This is a genomic window from Bradyrhizobium sp. CCGUVB14 (assembly GCF_024199935.1).
GTDB lineage: Bacteria > Pseudomonadota > Alphaproteobacteria > Rhizobiales > Xanthobacteraceae > Bradyrhizobium.
In genome coordinates this window covers 9,693,472-9,712,384 of sequence record NZ_JANADS010000001.1, presented here as the reverse complement: position 1 = coordinate 9,712,384, position 18,913 = coordinate 9,693,472, and the positions used below count along the sequence as shown (strand labels likewise).

The following is an 18,913-nucleotide window of genomic DNA, read 5'->3' as shown; positions in this document are numbered from 1 at the left end:
GGTGCAAACCTTGCATCGCAAGGTTTGCCTCGAAGGATGGGCAGCGCACGCCTGCGGCCCATCCTTCGAGGCGCGCGAAGGGCGCGCACCTCAGGATGACGTCGGTGGGCGTGGCTGGCACTGCACCCCGGATTGCGCTTCGTTCCATCCGGGCTACTGGCTCAACTGGGGCTACGGAACGCAACGATGAGCGAAATGTCCCTCCACCGCGGCATCTCCGTCCAACGCATCGGCGCGATGATCCTGCGCTACTGGTATCTGTTGATGTCGTCCTGGCCCCGGCTGCTGGAGCTGTTGTACTGGCCGGCGCTGCAGATCATCACCTGGGGCTTCCTTCAGCTCTACATCGCGCAGAACGCCAATTTCTTCGCGCGGGCGGGCGGCACGCTGATCGGCGCCGTCATCCTCTGGGACATCCTGTTCCGCGGCCAGCTCGGCTTCTCCATCTCCTTCCTGGAGGAGATGTGGGCGCGCAACCTCGGCAACCTCATGATGAGCCCGCTGAAGCCGATCGAGTTTCTGCTGTCGCTGATGGCAATGAGCCTGATCCGGCTGGCGATCGGCGTGATTCCGATGACGCTGCTCGCGATCGCGTTCTTTCACTTCAATGTCTATAGCCTCGGCCTGCCGCTGATCGCCTTCTTCTGCAACCTGATCTTCACCAGCTGGGCGGTCGGCATCTTCGTCTCGGGTCTGGTGCTGCGGAACGGCCTTGGTGCCGAGAGCATCGTCTGGACCCTGATGTTCGGCATTATGCCGCTGGCCTGCATCTATTATCCGGTCAGCGTCCTGCCGCCCTGGCTGCAAACCGTCGCTTGGTCGCTGCCGCCGACCTACGTGTTCGAGGGGATGCGCGCGCTGCTGATCGAAAACACCTTCCGGACCGATCTGATGCTGGGTGCGTTAGCCATCAACGCGGTGATTCTGGTTGCTTCCTTTTGGGCATTCCTTGCCCTTTTGCGCAGCGCCAAGAAGCACGGCTCGCTGCTCTCGGGCGGCGAATAACGTCACTTTCCCGTGGATTCACGCCGATTTAACCGTCTGCGCCACGTAGATGTACGGAACCATGCATTGACGCAATATTACGCATTCGGCAGTATGCTGCGATGCGAAGAGGAATTTGATCATGCCGATTGGTGAGTTTGGCGGCGTACCGCTCCAGGCTAATGAAGGCAGCCCGGTCCTGACGACGCCGATGTACTGGATGTACGAGATGGCGCAGGCCTCTCTTAATCCGGCACGCGCCGTTACCGATGCGACCAAGCTGCTGTTTCAGAACCCGCTGAATCCCTGGGCGCGCACCGAAGTCGGCAAGTCCGTCGCCGCGGCCTGCGAATTGTTCGAGCGCACCACGCGCCGCTACGGCAAGCCGGAATGGGGTCTCAACGACACCGAGGTCAACGGCATCCGCGTCCCCGTCGAGGTTCGCCCGGTCTGGGAAAAGCCGTTCTGCAAGCTGCTCTATTTCGATCGCAAGTTCGCCCGTCCGCTGCGCAGCCCGCAGCCGCGCGTGCTGATCGTGGCGCCGATGTCGGGCCATTACGCGACGCTGCTCCGTGGCACGGTCGAGGCCTTTCTGCCGGCACATGAGGTCTACATCACCGATTGGGCCGACGCCCGCATGGTGCCCTTGAGCGATGGCCGTTTCGATCTCGACGACTACATCGATTACGTCATCGAGATGCTGCACGTGCTGGGCGGCAACACCCATGTGCTGGCGGTGTGCCAGCCCTCCGTGCCCGTCGTCGCCGCCGTCTCGATCATGGAAGCGCGCCGCGATCCCTTCGTACCGACCTCGATGACGCTGATGGGTGGCCCGATCGACACCCGCCGCAATCCGACCGCGGTGAACCAGCTCGCGCAGGAGCGCGGCATCGACTGGTTCCGCAACACCGTCATCACCAAGGTGCCGTTCCCGCATCCGGGCATGATGCGCGACGTCTATCCGGGCTTCCTGCAGCTAAACGGGTTCATCAGCATGAACCTCGACCGCCACATGGACGCTCACAAGCGCCTGTTCGCCAACCTGGTGAAGGGCGACGGCGACCTCGTCGACAAGCATCGCGACTTCTATGACGAATATCTCGCGGTCATGGACCTGTCGGCCGAGTATTATCTGCAGACCGTCGACACCGTATTCGTGAAGCATTCGCTGCCGAAAGGCGAGATGATGCATCGTGGAACTCGCGTCGATCCTTCCAAGGTGACGCGCGTCGCATTGATGACGGTTGAAGGCGAGAACGACGACATCTCGGGTCTCGGTCAGACCGAAGCAACGCACACATTATGTCGTGCGATCCCCGATCATCGCCGCGTTCATTACGTTCAGAAGGGCGTTGGACATTACGGCGTGTTCAACGGCTCACGCTTCAAGTCGGAGATCGTGCCGCGCATCCATGATTTCATGGTCTCCGCTGCGAATCCGAGTTCGTTGCAGGCGCTTGCGGCTGAATAACTGCGTTTTTCGGCTTTCCCGTCGAAAATTCGGGCCCTGCCGGACGCTCCGGGAGGGCCTGGTTCCCGCCAGATTCGAGGTATTTAGGTAGTCTTATAGGAGTGAGTCACCGCTCACCCCTTGGGGGTGCCACATGCGTCCAGCGGGGGCGAAAAAAGCGGGTTCCAACCCCAGTCTGTAGGGTCTCCCGGACGCCAGACCCCTGTATATTGGGCAAATGATTTGTTTTTGCGCCGAGCGCTTTCCCTGGCGGCGGTTATGGCAGAATCCGGGCGAACTCTTGCTCCCCGGACTGACAGACATGGCCACTCGCGCGCTCCTCTACCGTCGGCCCCACGAACCGAAGACCCTCGTCATCAGTCATGGATCGCAATTCTTTGCGATTCGGCTGCGCAGACACCGTCGTGCGCGCCGTTACACGCTCAGAATCCATCCGAGTGACCGCGAAGCGATCCTCACGATCCCGCCGCGCGGCACGCTCGCCGAAGCCAAGGACTTCGCGCAGCGTCACGGCGCGTGGATCGCGGCACGTCTCGGTCGTTTGCCGAAGGCTGCACCGTTCCAGCCTGGCACAGTGATACCGCTCCGTGGCGTTTCCCATCGCATCGTGCATCGCGCAGGTGCGCGCGGCACGGTGTGGACCGAAATTCGCGACAGCGGTGAACGCATTCTCTGCGTCGCCGGCGGCCTCGATCACGTCGATCGCCGTGTCAGCGACTTCCTCAAGCGCGAGGCGCGCCGCGATCTGCAGCGTTCGTCGGAGACCCATGCCGCCGAGCTCGGCGTCAAGGTGAAGCGGCTCTCGATCCGCGATCAGTCCAGCCGTTGGGGCTCCTGCACCTCGGCGGGCTCGTTGTCGTTCTCCTGGCGCCTGATCCTCGCGCCGCCCTACGTGCTCGACTACCTCGCCGCGCATGAGGTGGCCCATCTCGTCGAGATGAACCACTCGGCCCGCTTCTGGCGCGTCTGCGGCAAGATCTGCCCGTCCATGGAGCGCGCCAAGAAGTGGCTCGACACCTACGGCAACGATCTGCACCGGTACGGGGTCGACGATTAGGGCGCGCAGCTAGCGTCTTGGAAGGTGTCATCGCCCGCGAATGCGGGCGATGTGCGTTTTACTCCATCGCATCAAGGCCTTCAGCCAATCCACCGCGCATCACGCCGGATCACGCCGCCTACTGTGCATGGGGTTGTTTTCGCGTTTTTGTTTTGAGGTCACCAGGACCTCACGCCGAAGCTACCGGTTTCCGCCAAACAGCCGGTCCATCAGCCAGCCATCAAGCCCGGCGGCGGCTTCCGGCCGCGCGTTGACATTGGTGCGGGTCGGCGGCGGTGCGCGATAGCCGCCATTGCTGACCGGCGCTGGTGCAGATGCTGGCGCTGCCGCCTGTGTCGGCGGTGACACCTGCGATGAGATCTGCACGAGGTTCGCCGGCCCCCAATTGCCTGGCGAGTTCGGGAGGGTCGCCACCTGCACGCCTTCGTGCGCGGCGCGCATGAAACGGGTCCAGACTTCCACCGGCAGGCCGCCGCCGGTCGCCTTCTTGGTCGGCGAGTTGTCGTCGTTGCCGAGCCAGACGCCGGTGACGAGGTTCGACGTGTAGCCGATGAACCAGGCGTCGCGGTAATCCTGGCTGGTGCCGGTCTTGCCGGCCGCCTGCCAGCCGGGGATCTCGGCCTTCTTCGCGGTGCCGGAGATCAGCGTCTCCTTCATCATCGTGTTCATCATGCCGACATAGCGCGGCTCGATCACCTGGTTATGCTCGTCGGGCTGGCGCATGTAGAGCAGCTTGCCGTCGAGCGTCCTGATCCGCGTCACCACATGCGGCGTGGCCGCGAAGCCGCCATTGGCGAACGGCGCATAGGCGCCGACCAGCTCGACCACCGAGACTTCCGAGGTGCCGAGCGCGATCGAGGCGTTGGGCTCGAGTTTCGAGGAGATGCCGAGCCGGTGCGCGGTGCGCACCACGTTCTTCGGCCCGACCTCGAGGCCGAGGCGGATGGCGACGGTGTTGAGCGACATCGCCAGCGCCTGCGTCAGCGTTACCGCGCCGAAATATTCATGGGTGTAGTTCTCGGGCTTCCAGCCCTTGACCTCGATCGGCGCGTCCTGGCGGACGGTATCGGGCGTCAGGCCCTGTTCCATCGCGGTCAGATAGACGAACGGCTTGAACGAGGAGCCCGGCTGGCGTTTTGCAGTGACCGCGCGGTTGTACTGGCTCTCGGAATAGTTCCGGCCGCCGACCATGGCGCGCACGGCGCCGTCGGGTGTCATCGCCACCAGCGCGCCCTGGCTGACATTGAACTTCACGCTCTTGGCCGCGAGCTCGTCGATGATGGCGGCCTCCGCCACGGCCTGGAGTTTCGGATCGATCGTGGTCTCGACCTTGATGCTGTCGTCGATCTGGCCGACGAGGTCGTCCAGCACCTCGCCGATCCAGTCGGCGACATAGTTCACGGTGCCGGCGCCGACCGGCTTCACATTGTAGGAGGGGTGGCCGATCGAAGCCTGGGCCTGCGCCTCGGTGATGAACTTGGCGTCCGCCATCGCCGCGAGCACGATCTGCGCGCGCGCCTCCGCGCCTTCCGGATTGCGGTTCGGTGCCAGCCGCGAGGGCGATTTGACCAGCCCCGCCAGCATCGCGGCTTCGGCAATGGTCACATTCCTGGCCGGCTTGCCGAAATATTTCTGCGCGGCGGCTTCGACGCCATAGGCGCCGGAACCGAAATAGACGCGGTTGAGATAGAGCTCCAGGATCTCGTTCTTGGAATGCTTGCGCTCCAGCCAGATCGCGAGCTCCGCCTCCTGCAGCTTGCGAGCCATGGTGCGTTCCTGGGTCAGGAACAGGTTCTTGGCGAGCTGTTGCGTCAGCGTCGAGCCGCCCTGCGACACGCCGCGATGGAGCACGTTGGTGACGAGCGCGCGCAGGATGCCGACGGGGTCGATGCCGAAATGCGAATAGAAGCGGCGGTCCTCGATCGCGATGAAGGCCTTTGGCAGATAGGGCGGCAGGTCCTTCAGCGCGACATTGGCGCCGGCCATCTCGCCGCGCTGCGCCAGCAGGCTGCCGTCCATGCCGACGATCTGAATCGTCGGCGGGCGCTTTGGAATCTCCAGCGACTGGATCGGCGGCAGATGGGCGCCAACCCAGATCACGACGCCAATCACGGCGATCACGCCCCACAGGCTCAGCACGGCGCCCCAATAGACGAGGCGGCCGAGGCCGGCGCTGAACGATGATTTCGACCGGCGCTTGGCACCACTGCTCTTGGCCTGCGCCTTGCGTTCGCGCGGCGGCTCGTCGTCGTCGGATGGTTCGGCCTTGCGCTTGCCGGCGGATTTCTTCGGCTTGTCGTCGCCGCCACCGGGAATGCGATCGGCCGCCGTCAGGCGCAGATCGGCGAGCGCCGCGGGCAAGCCGAACAGCGGCTCCTTCCGCCCACTCTTTTTCTTTCCCGACCCCATACTTGAAACGCCCGATCATCCCGCCCGCCGCACGCTAGCGGTCTGGGTTTAAGGCCCGGTTACCCCGACGTTAACGCGTGATTAGGAGGTGCGGCATTCGCCGGCCACAGTTCCGCTCGCGGGGCGCCGGAGCTAGGATCGTTGCTATAAAGAAGAAGGAACCCACGCATGGGCCACATCGATCCGACCAAGGAGATCTTCGCGCAATTCCGGGACAACGACCGTCCCGGCCCGATCCACATGCTCAACCTGGTGCGCTTGCGCAAAGAAGCGGCGTATCCCGACGGACGGAAAGCTTCCGGTGCGGAGGCCTATGCGGCCTATGGTCGCGAAAGCGGCCCGGTGTTCGAACGCCTCGGCGGCCGCATCGTCTGGCAAGGCAGGTTCGAGCTGATGCTGATCGGTCCGCAAGAGGAGCGCTGGGACCATTGCTTCATCGCCGAATACCCAAGCGTCTCAGCCTTCGTCGAGATGATCCGCGACCCCGTCTATCGCGAAGCGGTGAAGCATCGGCAGGCGGGAGTGGAGGATTCGCGCCTGATCCGGCACGCGGTGCTGCCGGTGGGGAAGAATTTTGGAGAGATACCCGAGTAACCGTCGCTGAGGCGCCTCTCTCCCCGTCATCCTGAGGTGCGAGCTCTTGCGAGCCTCGAAGGATGTACGGCCACCAGTGGGGCCGTCGCCCTTCGAGGGCCGCTGAAGGAGCGGCCACCTCCAGCGACAACGGCTGTGCCGTTGCGCGGGGGTGACGGCGATAGCTCAAAAAAATCGGCGGCCCGCAGGCCGCCGATTGGATTTCAGAGCCCGGTGGCTAACCCGCCGGACCTGCGTCCTCCAGGATCGGGCCGAACAGCTCCCAGCGTTCGCCGTTGAACTTCATCATCTGAAGCTGCTTGTTGACGCGGTAGTCGGTCGGCGAGGTATTGGCCTTGATGCCGGGCAGCGCGGTGTCGGTCGCAAAGTCCTTCAGCGAAGTGGCCTGCTTCATGACGTTCTCGCGGGTGAGATCGTCACCGCACTGCTTCAGCACATGCGCCAGCATCTGCGCCGTGCTGTAGCCATAGGTGTTGAAGTTCGAGTCCTTGTCGCCGTCGGGATAGTACTTGGCCATGAAGTCGAAATACTTCTTAAGGCCGGCGTCGTCCTTCCAGGTCGGATCAAGCGGTTCCTTGCCGTAGTTCACGCTGATCAGGCCCTTGGCGGCCTCGAAGCCTGCGGGCTTCAGCACCGCGCCGACCGACGTGGCATTGATGTCGACGATCTGCACCGGATGCCAGTCCAACTCGGCGATCTTCTTGATCGCCTGAGCGGCCTGCTTCGGCGTCGTCGCGCTGAAGAACAGATCGGTGCCGGCGTCCTTTATCTTGAGGATCTGCGAATCGACGGTGGGATCGGAGACCTCGTAAGAGGCTTCGGTCACGATCATCTTGGCGGCCTTGTCGCCGAGACCGGCCTTGAGGCCGTTCAGATAATCCTTGCCGAGGTCGTCGTTCTGATAGAGCACGCCGATCTTGGCGTTCGGATGCTCCTTCAGAATGTACTGGCCGTAGATGCGGCTCTCGACGAAGTAGTTGGGATTGAAGCCCATGGTCCACGGGAAGTTCTTCGGATCGGTGAACCGCGAGGCACCGGTCGCCGCGAACAGCTGCGGCACCTTCTTGGAGTTGAGATATTTCTGCACGGCGGCGTTCACGGGCGTGCCGATGATCTGGAAGGTCAGCAGCACCTCGTCGCTCTCGACGAGCTTGCGGATCTGCTCCACGGCTTTCGGCGGCGAATAGGCGTCGTCAGACTGGATCAGATTGATCTTGCGGCCATTGATGCCGCCCTGGTCGTTGATCATCTTGAAATAGGCGGCCTGGGTCTTGCCGATCGACGAATAGGCCGACGCCGGTCCCGAGAACGGCATGGTCTGTCCGATCTTGATTTCGGTGTCGCTGGCGCCCGGATCATATTTCTTCTGGGCATTGGCCGCAGAGACCGACAGCGCCAGGGTCAGCGCCGTTGCCGTGGCCAGATGCAGAATTCCATTCCTCATTCGCAATTTCCTCAGTCTGTTATTGCAGATGGTCTACCGGGCGCACGACGCGTCCGGTGCCATCGCTGAGGGCGAGTGTGGAGGAGTGGTTGCTGCAACGCAAGGCGGGGCGCGCTGGCCGTTCGTAGGGGGCATTGGTTCGCAGGGTGGGTTAGCGAAGCGTAACCCACCACTGTTTATCTTCGCGGACGTAGAAGAGGTGGGTTACGCCCCGCGGACGGCGCTTCGTGCAGCCGCAGGTCTAACCCACCCTACAAGATCGAACTAACCCGCCGGGCCGGAATCCTCGATGATCGGTCCGAACAGCTCCCAGCGTTCGCCGTTGAACTTCATCATCTGCATCTGCTTGTTGACACGGTAGTCGTTCGGCCCGGTGTTGATCTTGATGCCGGGCAGCGCGAAGCTCGGAGTGAAGTCCTTGATGTTGGCGACCTGCTTCATCACGTTCTCGCGTGACAGGTCGTCGCCGCATTGTTTCAGCACCTGCGTCAGCAGCTCCGCCACCGAATAGGCGTAGGTGTTGACGGTGTTGAGCTTGTCCCCTTCCGGGAAATACTTGTCCATGAAGGCGAAGAAGGCCTTCACGCCGGGATCGTCCTTCCACTGGGGATCGCCGGGCTCCTTGCCGTATTGCGTCGAGATGATGCCCTTGGAGATGTCGAGGCCGGCGGGCTTCAGCGTCGCCGAGATCGGGCTCGCGTTGATGTCGAGGATGTGGACCGGGTTCCAGCCAAGCTCCGCGACCTTCTTGATGGCCTGCGCCGCGAACTTCGGTGTCGAGGCATCGTAGAAAAGATCAGCGCCCATCGACTTCAGCTTGACCACCTGCGAGTCCACTGTGGGATCGGTGACCTCGTAGGAGACCTCGCCGATAATCATGCTGGCCGCCTTGTCGCCGAGGCCGCTCTTGAGCCCCGCGAGATAGTCGCGGCCCATGTCGTCGTTCTGGTAGAGCACGCCGATTTTGGCGTTCGGATGCTCCTTGAGAATGTACTTGGCGTAGATGCGACCTTCGGAGATGTAGTTCGGATTGTACGCGATGGTCCAGGGATAGTTCTGCGGATCGTTGAATCGTGCGGCGCCGGTCGAGGCGAGCAGTTGTGGCACCTTCTTGCCGTTGAGATATTTCTGCACGGCGGCGTTGGCGGCGGTGCCGATGATCTGGAAGGTGAACAGCACCTCGTCGCCTTCGACGAGCTTGCGCACCTGCTCGACGGTCTTCGGCGGCGAATAGGCGTCGTCATACTGGATCAGATTGATCTTGCGGCCGTTGATGCCGCCCTGATCGTTGATCATCTTGAAGTAGGCGGCCTGCGTCTTGCCGATATTGGCGTAGACGGAATAGGCGCCGGAGAACGGCACGGTCTGGCCGATCTTGATCTCGGTGTCGCTCGCGCCGGTGTCGTATTTCTTCTGGGCGAGGGCTTGGTTGGCGGAGAACGCGAAGGCGAGCGCCGCCGTGGCAGCTAGATAGGCTCTGCGAGTCTTCATGTTGGGTTGTTCCTCCTGACGGAATTTTCCGGTCGACGGTCTTTTCCCGCTGGTTGCAACGGTCGCCATCGCTGCCGAAGAGTGTGGAGGAAGGGCAGGCGCCGCGCAAGGATCGCGGCGCTGCGCCGTAGCGTCTCAGGCCCGGAGCCTTAAGTTCAACGGTCTCAGGCCAGGAACAAAGCGATCAGCGCGATCGCCGCCGGCAGTGCCTGCACGATCAGGATGCGCGTGCTGACGGTCGCCGCGCCATAGGCGCCGGCCACGATCACGCAGAGCAGGAAGAACACCTTGATCTGGAACGCGAAGGCCGGGTTGCCCTGCACCAGCCCCCAGATCAGGCCGGCGGCGAGGAAGCCGTTATAGAGGCCCTGATTGGCGGCCAGCACTTTCGTGATCTCGGCCTTCTCGGGCGTATTACGGAAAACCTTCAAGCCCTGCGGCTTGTCCCAGAGGAACATCTCCAGGATCAGGAAGTAGGCGTGCAGCGCGGCGACCAGCGCCACCAGGATATTGGCGATCAGAATCAAGTTGAGCTCCCCCAAAAGCGTCAGCTTTCGGGTGGACGATAGCATGGCCGGCATGGAAAGTGCGATGCCGTGTTTCGATGCAATGGTGTCGCAATGGCCGCTCGATCAACCAGGACTCCACAACGCTTCGGCCTCGATCGGCTGGCAACGCCCATCGGAATCGCGTTGCTCGTCACCGATGCCGACGGCGCGCTGCGCGCGCTCGACTGGGACGACTACGAGCATCGCATGCGCGAGCTCCTGCGCCTGCATCACGGCGCAGTGGATCTGGTCGATCAACCCGCGCCGACCGGGATGAAGACCTCGCTGTCGGCCTACTTCGAGGGCGATCTCGGTCAGCTCTTACGCGTCGAATGGCGCATCGCTGGCACGCCGTTCCAGCAAAAGGTCTGGACCGCGCTGGCAAAAATCCCGGCAGGCACCACGATGAGCTATGGCGCACTCGCCGCAAAGATCGAGATGCCGAAGGCAATTCGCGCCGTCGGCCACGCCAACGGCTCGAACCCGATCAGCGTGGTGCTGCCGTGCCATAGGTTGATCGGCGCGGATGGTTCGCTGGTGAAATACGGCGGCGGTCTCGAGCGCAAGCGCTGGCTGCTGCGGCACGAGGGCGTGGAGGTCTGAGGCTCAGCTCACGCCGCCGGTGCCGCAACCGCCTTGTCGCCGGCCATCACATGGGTCAGCGCGCTCTTGATCGCGGCCTGGCGGGTCGGGGCGTTGATCTGGGCGCCGAGCAGGTCGGTGACGTAGAACACGTCGCGGGCGCGCTCGCCGAAGGTCGCGACATGGGCCGAGGCGATGTTGAGGTTGAGCTTCGAGATCGCGGTGGTCAGCTCGTAGAGCAGGCCGGGGCGGTCGAGGCCGGAGACCTCGATCACGGTGTAGCGGTCGGACCATTGATTGTTGATGGTCACTTCCGGCTCGATCACGAAGGGCCGCGCCTTGCTGCGCACGGTGCGCCGCGCCACCACTTCGGGCAGGCGCAGCTTGCCTTCGAGCACGTCCTCGATCATCTCGCCGATGCGGGTGGCGCGCCGGCCCTCGTCCTCGTCGCGGTCGTATTCCCGGGAGATCGAGATGGTGTCGAGCGCGCGGCCGTCGGTCGTGGTGTAGATCTGGGCGTCGACGATGTTGGCACCGGCCGACGCGCAGGCGCCCGCGATGATCGACAGCAGCCAGGGATGGTCGGCGGCGAAGATGGTGAGCTCGGTGACGCCGCGCACCTCGTCGAAGCCGACATTGATCGCGAGCTTGTGGCCCGCCTGTTCGCTCGACCGCACGAAGCGTGCGTGGCGAATCTTGCGCGGCAGCTCGACCTTGAGCCAATAGGCCGGATAGTGCCGGCCGACATAGGCGTCGAGCTCGTCCGCCGGCCATTCGGCGAAGGCATGGCGGAATTCGGCGTAGGCGGCCGTGAGGCGTTTGCCCCGGTCGACCTCCGAGAAGCCGCCGGTCAGCACCGGCTCGGTCTCGTAATAGAGCGACCGCAGCAGCTGCGCCTTCCAGCCGTTCCATACGCCCGGGCCGACGCCGCGGATGTCGGCGGTGGTCAGGATCGTGAGCAGCTTCATCTGCTCGACCGACTGCACCACGGCGGCGAAATTCTCGATGGTCTTGCGGTCGGAGAGATCGCGCGACTGCGCGACCGTGGACATCGTCAGGTGCTCCTCGATCAGCCAGGCCACCAGCTCGGTGTCGGCTGCGCTGAAGCCGAGTCGCGGGCAGAGCCGGCGCGCGACCTTGGCGCCTGCGATCGAATGATCTTCGGGCCGTCCCTTGGCGATGTCGTGCAGCAGCGTCGTGATGTAGATCACCGAACGATGCTCGGGCCGGATCTTGCGCATCAGGTCGCTGGCGAGCGTGAACTCCTCGAAGCCGCCGCGCTCGATGTCCTGGAGGAAGCCGACGCAGCGGATCAGATGCTCGTCGACGGTATAGTGATGATACATGTTGAACTGCATCATCGAGACGATCTTGCCGAAGGCGCGGATGAAGTGGCCGAGCACGCCGGTCTCGTTCATCCGGCGCAGCACGATCTCTGCGTTGTCGGAGGTCAGGATCTCCATGAAGAGACGGTTGGCTTCGGGATTCTCGCGCATTTGCGCGTTGATCAGGCCGAGCGAACGCGTCACGTCGCGCATCGCGTCCGGATGGAAGGCGAGGTTGTTCTTCTGCGCCAGGCGGAAGATGCGGATCAGATTGACCGGATCGTGCTTGAAGACGTCGGGCGCGGCGACGTTGATGCGGTTGTTGTCGACGATGAAGTCGTCGCTGTCAGGCACGCGCCGCTTCACGGCCGTGGGGCGCAGCCGTGCCATCATCCGGCTCAGCACCGGCGCGGGCTTCGCCTGCTGGTCCTCGAGCTTGGCGCAGAGGATGGCGGTGAGGTTGCCGACTTCCTTGGCGACCAGGAAGTAGTGCTTCATGAAGCGTTCGACGTCCTGCATGCCGGGATGCGAGGTGTAGCCGAGCCGGATCGCGATCTCGCGCTGGAGATCGAAGGACAGGCGCTCCTCGGCGCGGCCGGAGTAGAAATGCAGATTGCAGCGCACCGACCAGAGGAAGTCGGCGCAGCGGCGGAAGCTGCGATACTCCTGCGCGTCGAACACGCCGCGCTCCACCAGCTCGTCGGTGTCGCGAACGCGGTAGACGTATTTCGCGATCCAGAACAGCGTGTGCAGGTCGCGCAGCGCGCCCTTGCCGTCCTTGACGTTGGGCTCGACCAGATAGCGCGACTGGCCGCCGCGGCGATGCCGCTCCTCGCGCTCGGCGAGCTTTGCGGTGACGAATTCGGATGCAGTGCCCTGCACCACTTCCTTGTCGAAGCGGGCGACCAGTTCCTCATACAGCGGCTTGTCGCCGGTAAGGAAGCGCGTCTCCAGGATCGCGGTGCGGATGGTCATGTCGCCGCGCGCCTGCCGGATCGATTCATCGACCGAGCGCGTGGCATGACCGACCTTCAGCCCCATGTCCCAGAGGCAATAGAGAATGGCTTCGGCGACCTGCTCGCCCCAGGCGGTCTGCTTGTAGGGCAGGATGAACAGGAGATCGATGTCGGACTCGGGGGCCATCAGGCCGCGGCCGTAGCCGCCGGTCGCGACCACCGCCATGCGCTCCGCGCCGCTCGGGATTGGCGAGCGGTAGAGATGACGGGTCGCAGCCGAATAGAGGATGCGGATGATCTCATCCTGCACGTGACACAGCCGCTCGGCGCAGCGACGACCGTGGCGGTCCTTCAGCAGGATCGCTTGTGCTGCGGAGCGCGCGGCGAGCAGCTCGGCCTTGAGCAGTTGCGCGGTCGCGGTGCGGAACGCGTCCTCGCGGCCCTGATGCTTTTCCGCAAGCGCATCGACCGCCGCGGTGATCCGCGCGGTGTCGAAGCGATCATCCACCTGTGGCTTGTGCTCGGTCGCAACGCTGTCCATGTCTCACCGGATATAAGAGGTGACAGGCGCTGTCACCCGCCATTCTCTGGCAATAGTCGTTCCATGCTGGAAAAGGCCGGATGGAAGCAAAATTGTTCTCAGGCCCTGCGCTTTCAAGGGTGGGATTTTCTCGTTGACCTCTAGATATAACTCATTGAAAAACAATGAAATTCCTGAGGAGGCTGGGTATGACCAAGATTACACGACGCATTCTGCTGGCGGGAGCCGTTGCGCTCGCCGTGACCCCCGCGGCCAAGGCTGCTGATCCGCTCAAGGAAATCCGCATCGATTGGGCGACCTACAATCCGGTGTCGCTGGTTCTCAAGCAGAAGGGCCTGCTGGAGAAGGAGTTCGCCAAGGACGGCATCACCATCACCTGGGTGCAGTCGGCCGGCTCGAACAAGGCGCTCGAATTCCTCAATGCCGGCTCGATCGATTTCGGCTCGACCGCGGGTTCGGCCGCGCTGGTCGCGCGCATCAACGGCAATCCGATCAAGTCGATCTATGTCTATTCGCGTCCCGAATGGACCGCACTGGTCACAGGCAAGGATTCCAAGATCGCAAGCGTTGCCGACCTCAAGGGCAAGCGCGTCGCGGTGACGCGCGGCACCGATCCGCACATCTTCCTGGTGCGCGCGCTGCTGGGTGCCGGCCTCACCGAGAAGGACATCACCCCGGTGCTGCTGCAGCACGCCGACGGCAAGACCGCGCTGATCCGCGGTGATGTCGACGCCTGGGCCGGTCTCGATCCGATGATGGCGCAGGCCGAGGTCGAGGAGGGCGCAAAGCTGTTCTACCGCAAGGCTGACGCCAACACCTGGGGCATCCTTAATGTGCGCGAGCAGTTCCTGAAGGACTATCCGGACGCTGCCCGCCGCGTGCTCGCGGTGTATGAAGAGGCGCGGAAATATTCGCTGGCGAACTACGACGACCTCAAGAAGACCTTCATCGCTGTGACCAAGTTGCCCGATGCGGTCGTCGACAAGCAGCTCAAGGAGCGCACCGAGCTCACCCATAGCCGTATCGGCGCGCCCCAGCGCGAGTCGATCCTCGCCGCCGGTCTTGCCCTGCAACAGGCCGGCGTCGTCGACGCCAAGGTCGATGTGAAGGCGACGCTGGATGCGTTGATCGACGACCAGGTCCCGCTGCCGACGAATTGACGGGCGGCAGGCGTGAGCGGCAAATTCAGGTGTCGTCCCGGCGAAGGCCGGGACCCATAATCCCAGGGCGTGGTTTGGCGCGAAGACGGTCACTCCGAGCCCCCTTAACCACATCTCCCTGTGGTTATGGGTCCCGGCCTTCGCCGGGACGAGGGCTGTGGATGTAGCGACACTGTTGCATTCCCGCCCCAGACGCGCTTCCTACCGGCCATGATCTCCGACGCGCCAGTTTTGCAGCAATCCTCGGATACGGCCGAGAGCGCCGCCGCGCCCTCGCGGCTGTCGCGTTATGCGCGGCCGATGCTGGGGCTGCTGCTGCCGCTGATCCTGGCAGTCGGCTGGGAACTCATCGTCTGGTTCGGCTGGTCCAACGGCCGGCTGGTGCCACCGCCGTCGCGGGTCTTTTCCACCATCGCCGACCTCGCGCGCTCCGGCGAACTGCTCCGCCACATCGCCGCGACGCTGTGGCGCGTCGGCCTCGGCTTCGCGTTCGGCGTGGTCGCAGGCACGCTGCTAGGCGCCATCTCCGGCTATTGGTCGCTGGCGCGGCGGCTGCTCGATCCGACCGTGCAGGCCCTGCGCGCGATTCCGTCGCTGGCCTGGGTGCCGCTGTTCATCCTCTGGCTCGGCATTTTCGAGACCTCCAAGATCGCGCTGATCGCGGTCGGCGTGTTCTTCCCGGTCTATCTCGGCGTGATGGGCGCGATCTTGTCGGTCGACCGCAAGATCGTCGAGGTCGGTCGCACCTTCCGCCTCTCCGGCTTCGCGATGATCCGCCGCATCCTGCTGCCAGCAGTGCTGCCGGCCTATGTCGTGTCCTTGCGCGTCGGCCTTGGTCTTGGCTGGATGTTCGTCGTCGCCGCCGAGCTGATCGGCGCCTCCGAAGGCCTCGGCTATCTCCTGCTCGACGGCCAGCAGCTCGGCAAGCCCGCGCAGATCCTCGCCGCCATCGTGATCTTTGCCATCCTCGGCAAGCTCACCGACTGGCTGATCGAGGTCGCAGCCGCGCCGTTCCTGCGCTGGCAGGACGCTTTCGGTCGAGCGAAGGAGACTTAGGCCATGCTGGCGCTCGACCGGGTCAGCAAGACCTATCCCAACGGCGTGCAGGCGCTGGCGCGCTTCTCCGCCGAGGTCAGGCAGGGCGAGATCATCGCCATCATCGGCGGCTCGGGCTGCGGCAAATCAACCTTGCTCCGCGCCATCGCCGGCCTCGACCGCGCCAGCTCGGGCACGGTGACGCTCGACAGCGAAGCGATCGCCTCGCCGCATGCCAAGATCGGCATCATCTTCCAGGAGCCGCGGCTGCTGCCCTGGCTCAGCGTCGCCGACAATATCGGGTTTGGACTTGCCGATCTCCCGGCCGCCGAGCGACGCGAGAAGGTGGCGCGTGCGCTGGCGCGTGTGGGACTTGCCGACAAGGCGCAGGCCTGGCCGCGCGAGCTCTCGGGCGGTCAGGCGCAGCGCGTCGCGATCGCGCGGGCGCTGGTGCCGCAGCCAGAGGTGCTGTTGCTCGACGAGCCGTTCTCGGCGCTCGACGCCTTCACCCGGCGCGACCTGCAGGATCATCTGCTCGACCTCTGGGCCGATACGCGCCCGACCTTGATCCTCGTCACACATGACGTCGACGAGGCCGTGGTGCTGGCCGATCGCGTGCTGGTGATGCGGCCACGGCCGGGCCGGCTGTTTGACCAGATCGAGATCAATCTCGGCCGACCGCGCGACCGCAATTCGCCGCTGTTCGAGAATTTCAAGCGAAGTGTGCTGACGTCACTCGACCGTTCGCTCGATCGCAACGTGCCCGACCGTGACGCAACCCAGGGTCCCGGTCAGGCCATGTGGTGGTGACATTTTCTCTCCGAGCCGGTACATCGAGGGGCGATTTTTCCGGGAGAGAACAAGATGGACGCCGCAGAACTGCGCCAGATGCAGGCCCCGATCAAGGAACGCTACAAGACCGATCCCAAGACCGCGATGATCACGCTGAAGGCCAAGGGCTCGACCGACAGCGAAGGCATCGCCTGCAAGGTCGAGACCGGCCGCGCCATCGCGATGGCAGGCCTCCATCCCGCCACCGGCGGCTCCGGCCTCGAGCTCTGCTCGGGCGACATGCTGCTCGAAGCGCTGGTCGCCTGCGCCGGCGTCACGCTGAAGTCGGTCGCGACCGCGATCGAGGTGCCGCTCAAGACCGGTAACGTCTACGCCGAGGGCGATCTCGATTTCCGCGGCACGCTTGGCGTCGACAAGGAGACCCCGGTCGGCTTCGCCGAGATCCGCCTGCGCTTCGAGGTCGACACGCCGGCGCCGCAGGACAAGCTCGATCTGCTGCTCAAGCTCACCGAGCGCTATTGCGTGGTCTATCAGACCATCAAGAACGGCCCGAAGGTTTCGGTGTCGATGCAGCGGATGTGATCTTGCGTCGTCCCGGCGAAAGCCGGGACCCATACGCCGTGTCCCATCGATTGAAGCATTGCTGCCTGACGACTTTTGCTCCCAACGCTTAGACGTGGTTATGGGTCCCGGCCTGCGCCGGGACGACAGATTGTATGCCGGCCGAACTTTCCTACATCCTCTTCCTTCTGCTGCGCATGGCGGTTGCGGCCGCCTTCGTGGTGTCGGCGTCTGTTATCACCGAGCGCTCCGGCCCGGTAATCGGCGCGCTGGTGGCGACGCTGCCGATCTCGGCAGGACCTTCCTATGTCTTCCTCGCGATCGACCATGACGCCGCTTTCATCGCGCAGGGGGCGCTGTCGAGCTTGCCCGTCAACGCGGCGACGATCTTTATGGGCCTAACTTATTCGATGCTGGCGCAGCGCTTCAGCATGTGGATCAGCGCGGGCTCCGCAATCGCGTTGTGGCTGGTGCTCGCCACCATCGTGCGTCAGTTCGCTTGGACGCTGGCCGGCGGGCTGATTATCAATGCCATCGCCTTTGCGATCTGCATTCCGTTGCTCAAACCTTATCGGCACGTTGCGAAAATGCCATTGATCGCGAGTCGCTGGTACGACATTCCGCTGCGCGCCGCATTGGTCGCGAGCCTGGTCGGCACCGTGGTGACTGCCTCGACCTGGGTCGGTCCTCGCGTCACCGGCGTGATTGCGCTGTTTCCGATCGTGTTCTCCTCGATGATGCTGATCCTGCACCCCCGCATCGGCGGCCCCGCCACCGCCGCCGTGCTTGCCAACAGCGCCTGGGGCCTGCTTGGTTTCGGTCTCGGCGTCGCCGTGCTGCACGTCGCCGTCACGCAGTTCGGCTCGGTGATCGGCTTGAGTTGCGCACTCGCCACCTGCATCGGCTGGAACCTGACGCTGTGGTGGATGGGACGACGGAAGAGGGCGATACATGAGCCGCGTCGCGCTTCGTAAGGTGAGGTACGCTTACGCTTGGGACCTCAGTCCTGACTCAGGATAGTTAGTTACCGGGGCTGGCAGACCCGCTAGACTGGCAACAGAGCAAGATCGGGGCGTGTGGTGGAGGGATTGTACAAGGTCGAATACGATATCAACGACGGCTCCGGCCGCAGCGTGCTGTACGCCCATGCCGGGAAAATGCTTGGCGGCAACACGGCCTTCGCCCACTTCGGCACCTACGAGATTGTGGACGGCGAAATCGTCGCCAGGCTCCGGACGAAGCGCCACAGCCGGTCGCCGCAGCACAGGTCGCTGGTCAGTTCCGACGCCGTTACAATCAGCATTCGCGGTCGACAGCAGGGCAAGCTCTACCGCTTCGAGGGAGAAGTGGTCGAGGACGCCGCGGTGTTTCGCGCCGTGATGACGCCGCTCGGCGACGATGACGTTCCCCCACCCGGTACGGTCGGCGAGGGCGGCATCGTCAGCGGACTCTATTCGATCGACATCCGGATGCTGGACGGAATTACCGGCGGCCATACCGGCGTGATGTTGCTGCGCGACGGCCGCATCCTCGGCGGCGATGCCTTCTTCTATTATCTCGGCGCCTATTCTTCGGCGAACGGTCGCTGGAAAGGCGAATTCGTCAATCAGGAACACACGCCGGCGAAGAGCGAGCATCCCTTGTTCGGGGGCTATGCGGTGGGCATCGGCTTCTCCGGTCACTGCGATGACAAGGGCGCCGAAATGGAAGCGACCGCGCTCGCCGGCAAGCGCAGCATCCGCCTCGCCGCGACCTTGAAGCTGATCGACCCGTTTGCCGGGGCGAGCCGCTGACGGCCGGCGTGCGGTGCACAAGGCGCGGCTCCAGCCGTAAGACTATGGACTTCCGCGACTGCCGAATTTCGACACGTCCATTAGAACTTTATTCGATCTTTTCCATTACGACTCGTATTGCGTGCCCGCCCAGGCTTCCATCCGTGCGTCATGATGACGAATTGGCGACT

At 63.8% G+C, this 18,913-nt stretch carries 16 protein-coding genes; 11 read left to right on the top strand and 5 right to left on the bottom strand.

Annotated elements, in window-relative coordinates; translation table 11 throughout:
• Positions 1–186: 186 nt before the first annotated feature.
• From NLM32_RS45405 to NLM32_RS45395, 3 genes are all read left to right on the top strand, one after another.
• Positions 187–1,005, top strand: a complete 819-nt coding sequence (locus tag NLM32_RS45405) for an ABC transporter permease (protein ID WP_254135121.1) — start codon at positions 187–189, stop codon at positions 1,003–1,005.
• A gap of 121 nt (positions 1,006–1,126) precedes the next feature.
• Positions 1,127–2,455, top strand: coding sequence for a polyhydroxyalkanoate depolymerase (locus NLM32_RS45400; RefSeq protein WP_254135120.1), 1,329 nt, complete (start codon positions 1,127–1,129; stop codon positions 2,453–2,455).
• A 217-nt stretch (positions 2,456–2,672) separates the two neighbouring features.
• Entirely contained in the window at positions 2,673–3,512 is an 840-nt protein-coding gene (locus NLM32_RS45395; RefSeq protein WP_254135119.1) for a M48 family metallopeptidase, read from the top strand.
• 180 nt (positions 3,513–3,692) lie between these two features.
• Here NLM32_RS45395 and NLM32_RS45390 read toward each other — a convergent pair whose 3' ends face one another.
• Entirely contained in the window at positions 3,693–5,921 is a 2,229-nt protein-coding gene (locus NLM32_RS45390; protein WP_254135118.1) for a transglycosylase domain-containing protein, read from the bottom strand.
• 168 nt (positions 5,922–6,089) lie between these two features.
• Here NLM32_RS45390 and NLM32_RS45385 point away from each other — a divergent pair, with 168 nt between their 5' ends.
• On the top strand, positions 6,090–6,515 hold the full coding sequence (locus NLM32_RS45385; protein ID WP_254135117.1) for a DUF1330 domain-containing protein: 426 nt from the start codon (positions 6,090–6,092) through the stop codon (positions 6,513–6,515).
• A gap of 217 nt (positions 6,516–6,732) precedes the next feature.
• Here the strand turns inward: NLM32_RS45385 and NLM32_RS45380 are convergent, their stop codons facing one another.
• The 3 genes from NLM32_RS45380 to NLM32_RS45370 form a co-directional block, all read right to left on the bottom strand.
• Positions 6,733–7,959, bottom strand: a complete 1,227-nt coding sequence (locus tag NLM32_RS45380) for an ABC transporter substrate-binding protein (RefSeq protein ID WP_254135116.1) — start codon at positions 7,957–7,959, stop codon at positions 6,733–6,735.
• Between the two features lie 264 nt (positions 7,960–8,223).
• Positions 8,224–9,450, bottom strand: a complete 1,227-nt coding sequence (locus NLM32_RS45375; RefSeq protein ID WP_254135115.1) for an ABC transporter substrate-binding protein — start codon at positions 9,448–9,450, stop codon at positions 8,224–8,226.
• Between the two features lie 164 nt (positions 9,451–9,614).
• Positions 9,615–9,971 carry a DUF1304 domain-containing protein gene (locus NLM32_RS45370; protein ID WP_254135568.1) on the bottom strand — a complete coding sequence of 119 codons (357 nt, stop codon included), beginning with the start codon at positions 9,969–9,971 and terminating at the stop codon, positions 9,615–9,617.
• A gap of 99 nt (positions 9,972–10,070) precedes the next feature.
• Here NLM32_RS45370 and NLM32_RS45365 point away from each other — a divergent pair, with 99 nt between their 5' ends.
• Entirely contained in the window at positions 10,071–10,601 is a 531-nt protein-coding gene (locus NLM32_RS45365; protein WP_254135114.1) for a methylated-DNA--[protein]-cysteine S-methyltransferase, read from the top strand.
• 8 nt (positions 10,602–10,609) lie between these two features.
• On the opposite strand, the gene NLM32_RS45360 is transcribed toward NLM32_RS45365, so the two are convergent.
• On the bottom strand, positions 10,610–13,402 hold the full coding sequence (locus NLM32_RS45360; protein ID WP_254135113.1) for a [protein-PII] uridylyltransferase: 2,793 nt from the start codon (positions 13,400–13,402) through the stop codon (positions 10,610–10,612).
• Between the two features lie 188 nt (positions 13,403–13,590).
• Here NLM32_RS45360 and NLM32_RS45355 point away from each other — a divergent pair, with 188 nt between their 5' ends.
• From NLM32_RS45355 to NLM32_RS45330, 6 genes are all read left to right on the top strand, one after another.
• On the top strand, positions 13,591–14,562 hold the full coding sequence (locus NLM32_RS45355) for an aliphatic sulfonate ABC transporter substrate-binding protein (protein WP_254135112.1): 972 nt from the start codon (positions 13,591–13,593) through the stop codon (positions 14,560–14,562).
• Between the two features lie 210 nt (positions 14,563–14,772).
• Positions 14,773–15,618, top strand: a complete 846-nt coding sequence (locus NLM32_RS45350) for an ABC transporter permease (RefSeq protein WP_254135111.1) — start codon at positions 14,773–14,775, stop codon at positions 15,616–15,618.
• Positions 15,619–15,621: 3 nt separating this feature from the next.
• The gene (locus NLM32_RS45345; RefSeq protein WP_254135110.1) at positions 15,622–16,407 is read left to right on the top strand and encodes an ABC transporter ATP-binding protein; all 786 of its coding nucleotides are present in this window, start codon (positions 15,622–15,624) and stop codon (positions 16,405–16,407) included.
• Between the two features lie 54 nt (positions 16,408–16,461).
• Positions 16,462–16,971 carry an OsmC family protein gene (locus NLM32_RS45340; protein WP_063686102.1) on the top strand — a complete coding sequence of 170 codons (510 nt, stop codon included), beginning with the start codon at positions 16,462–16,464 and terminating at the stop codon, positions 16,969–16,971.
• 134 nt (positions 16,972–17,105) lie between these two features.
• Complete coding sequence (locus NLM32_RS45335; protein ID WP_254135109.1) at positions 17,106–17,924, top strand: hypothetical protein; 819 nt, start codon at positions 17,106–17,108, stop codon at positions 17,922–17,924.
• A gap of 102 nt (positions 17,925–18,026) precedes the next feature.
• A complete protein-coding gene (locus NLM32_RS45330) occupies positions 18,027–18,743 on the top strand; it encodes a hypothetical protein (RefSeq protein WP_254135108.1) in 717 nt (238 codons plus the stop codon).
• The last annotated feature ends 170 nt before the right edge of the window (positions 18,744–18,913 follow it).

Coding starts and splice junctions, on each gene's coding strand:
- NLM32_RS45405 (WP_254135121.1), top strand. CDS start 187: ATGAGCGAAATGTCCCTCCACCGCGGCATCTCCGTCCAACGCATCGGC.
- NLM32_RS45400 (WP_254135120.1), top strand. CDS start 1,127: ATGCCGATTGGTGAGTTTGGCGGCGTACCGCTCCAGGCTAATGAAGGC.
- NLM32_RS45395 (WP_254135119.1), top strand. CDS start 2,673: ATGATTTGTTTTTGCGCCGAGCGCTTTCCCTGGCGGCGGTTATGGCAG.
- NLM32_RS45390 (WP_254135118.1), bottom strand. CDS start 5,921: ATGGGGTCGGGAAAGAAAAAGAGTGGGCGGAAGGAGCCGCTGTTCGGC.
- NLM32_RS45385 (WP_254135117.1), top strand. CDS start 6,090: ATGGGCCACATCGATCCGACCAAGGAGATCTTCGCGCAATTCCGGGAC.
- NLM32_RS45380 (WP_254135116.1), bottom strand. CDS start 7,959: ATGAGGAATGGAATTCTGCATCTGGCCACGGCAACGGCGCTGACCCTG.
- NLM32_RS45375 (WP_254135115.1), bottom strand. CDS start 9,450: ATGAAGACTCGCAGAGCCTATCTAGCTGCCACGGCGGCGCTCGCCTTC.
- NLM32_RS45365 (WP_254135114.1), top strand. CDS start 10,071: ATGGCCGCTCGATCAACCAGGACTCCACAACGCTTCGGCCTCGATCGG.
- NLM32_RS45360 (WP_254135113.1), bottom strand. CDS start 13,402: ATGGACAGCGTTGCGACCGAGCACAAGCCACAGGTGGATGATCGCTTC.
- NLM32_RS45355 (WP_254135112.1), top strand. CDS start 13,591: ATGACCAAGATTACACGACGCATTCTGCTGGCGGGAGCCGTTGCGCTC.
- NLM32_RS45350 (WP_254135111.1), top strand. CDS start 14,773: ATGATCTCCGACGCGCCAGTTTTGCAGCAATCCTCGGATACGGCCGAG.
- NLM32_RS45345 (WP_254135110.1), top strand. CDS start 15,622: ATGCTGGCGCTCGACCGGGTCAGCAAGACCTATCCCAACGGCGTGCAG.
- NLM32_RS45340 (WP_063686102.1), top strand. CDS start 16,462: ATGGACGCCGCAGAACTGCGCCAGATGCAGGCCCCGATCAAGGAACGC.
- NLM32_RS45335 (WP_254135109.1), top strand. CDS start 17,106: ATGCCGGCCGAACTTTCCTACATCCTCTTCCTTCTGCTGCGCATGGCG.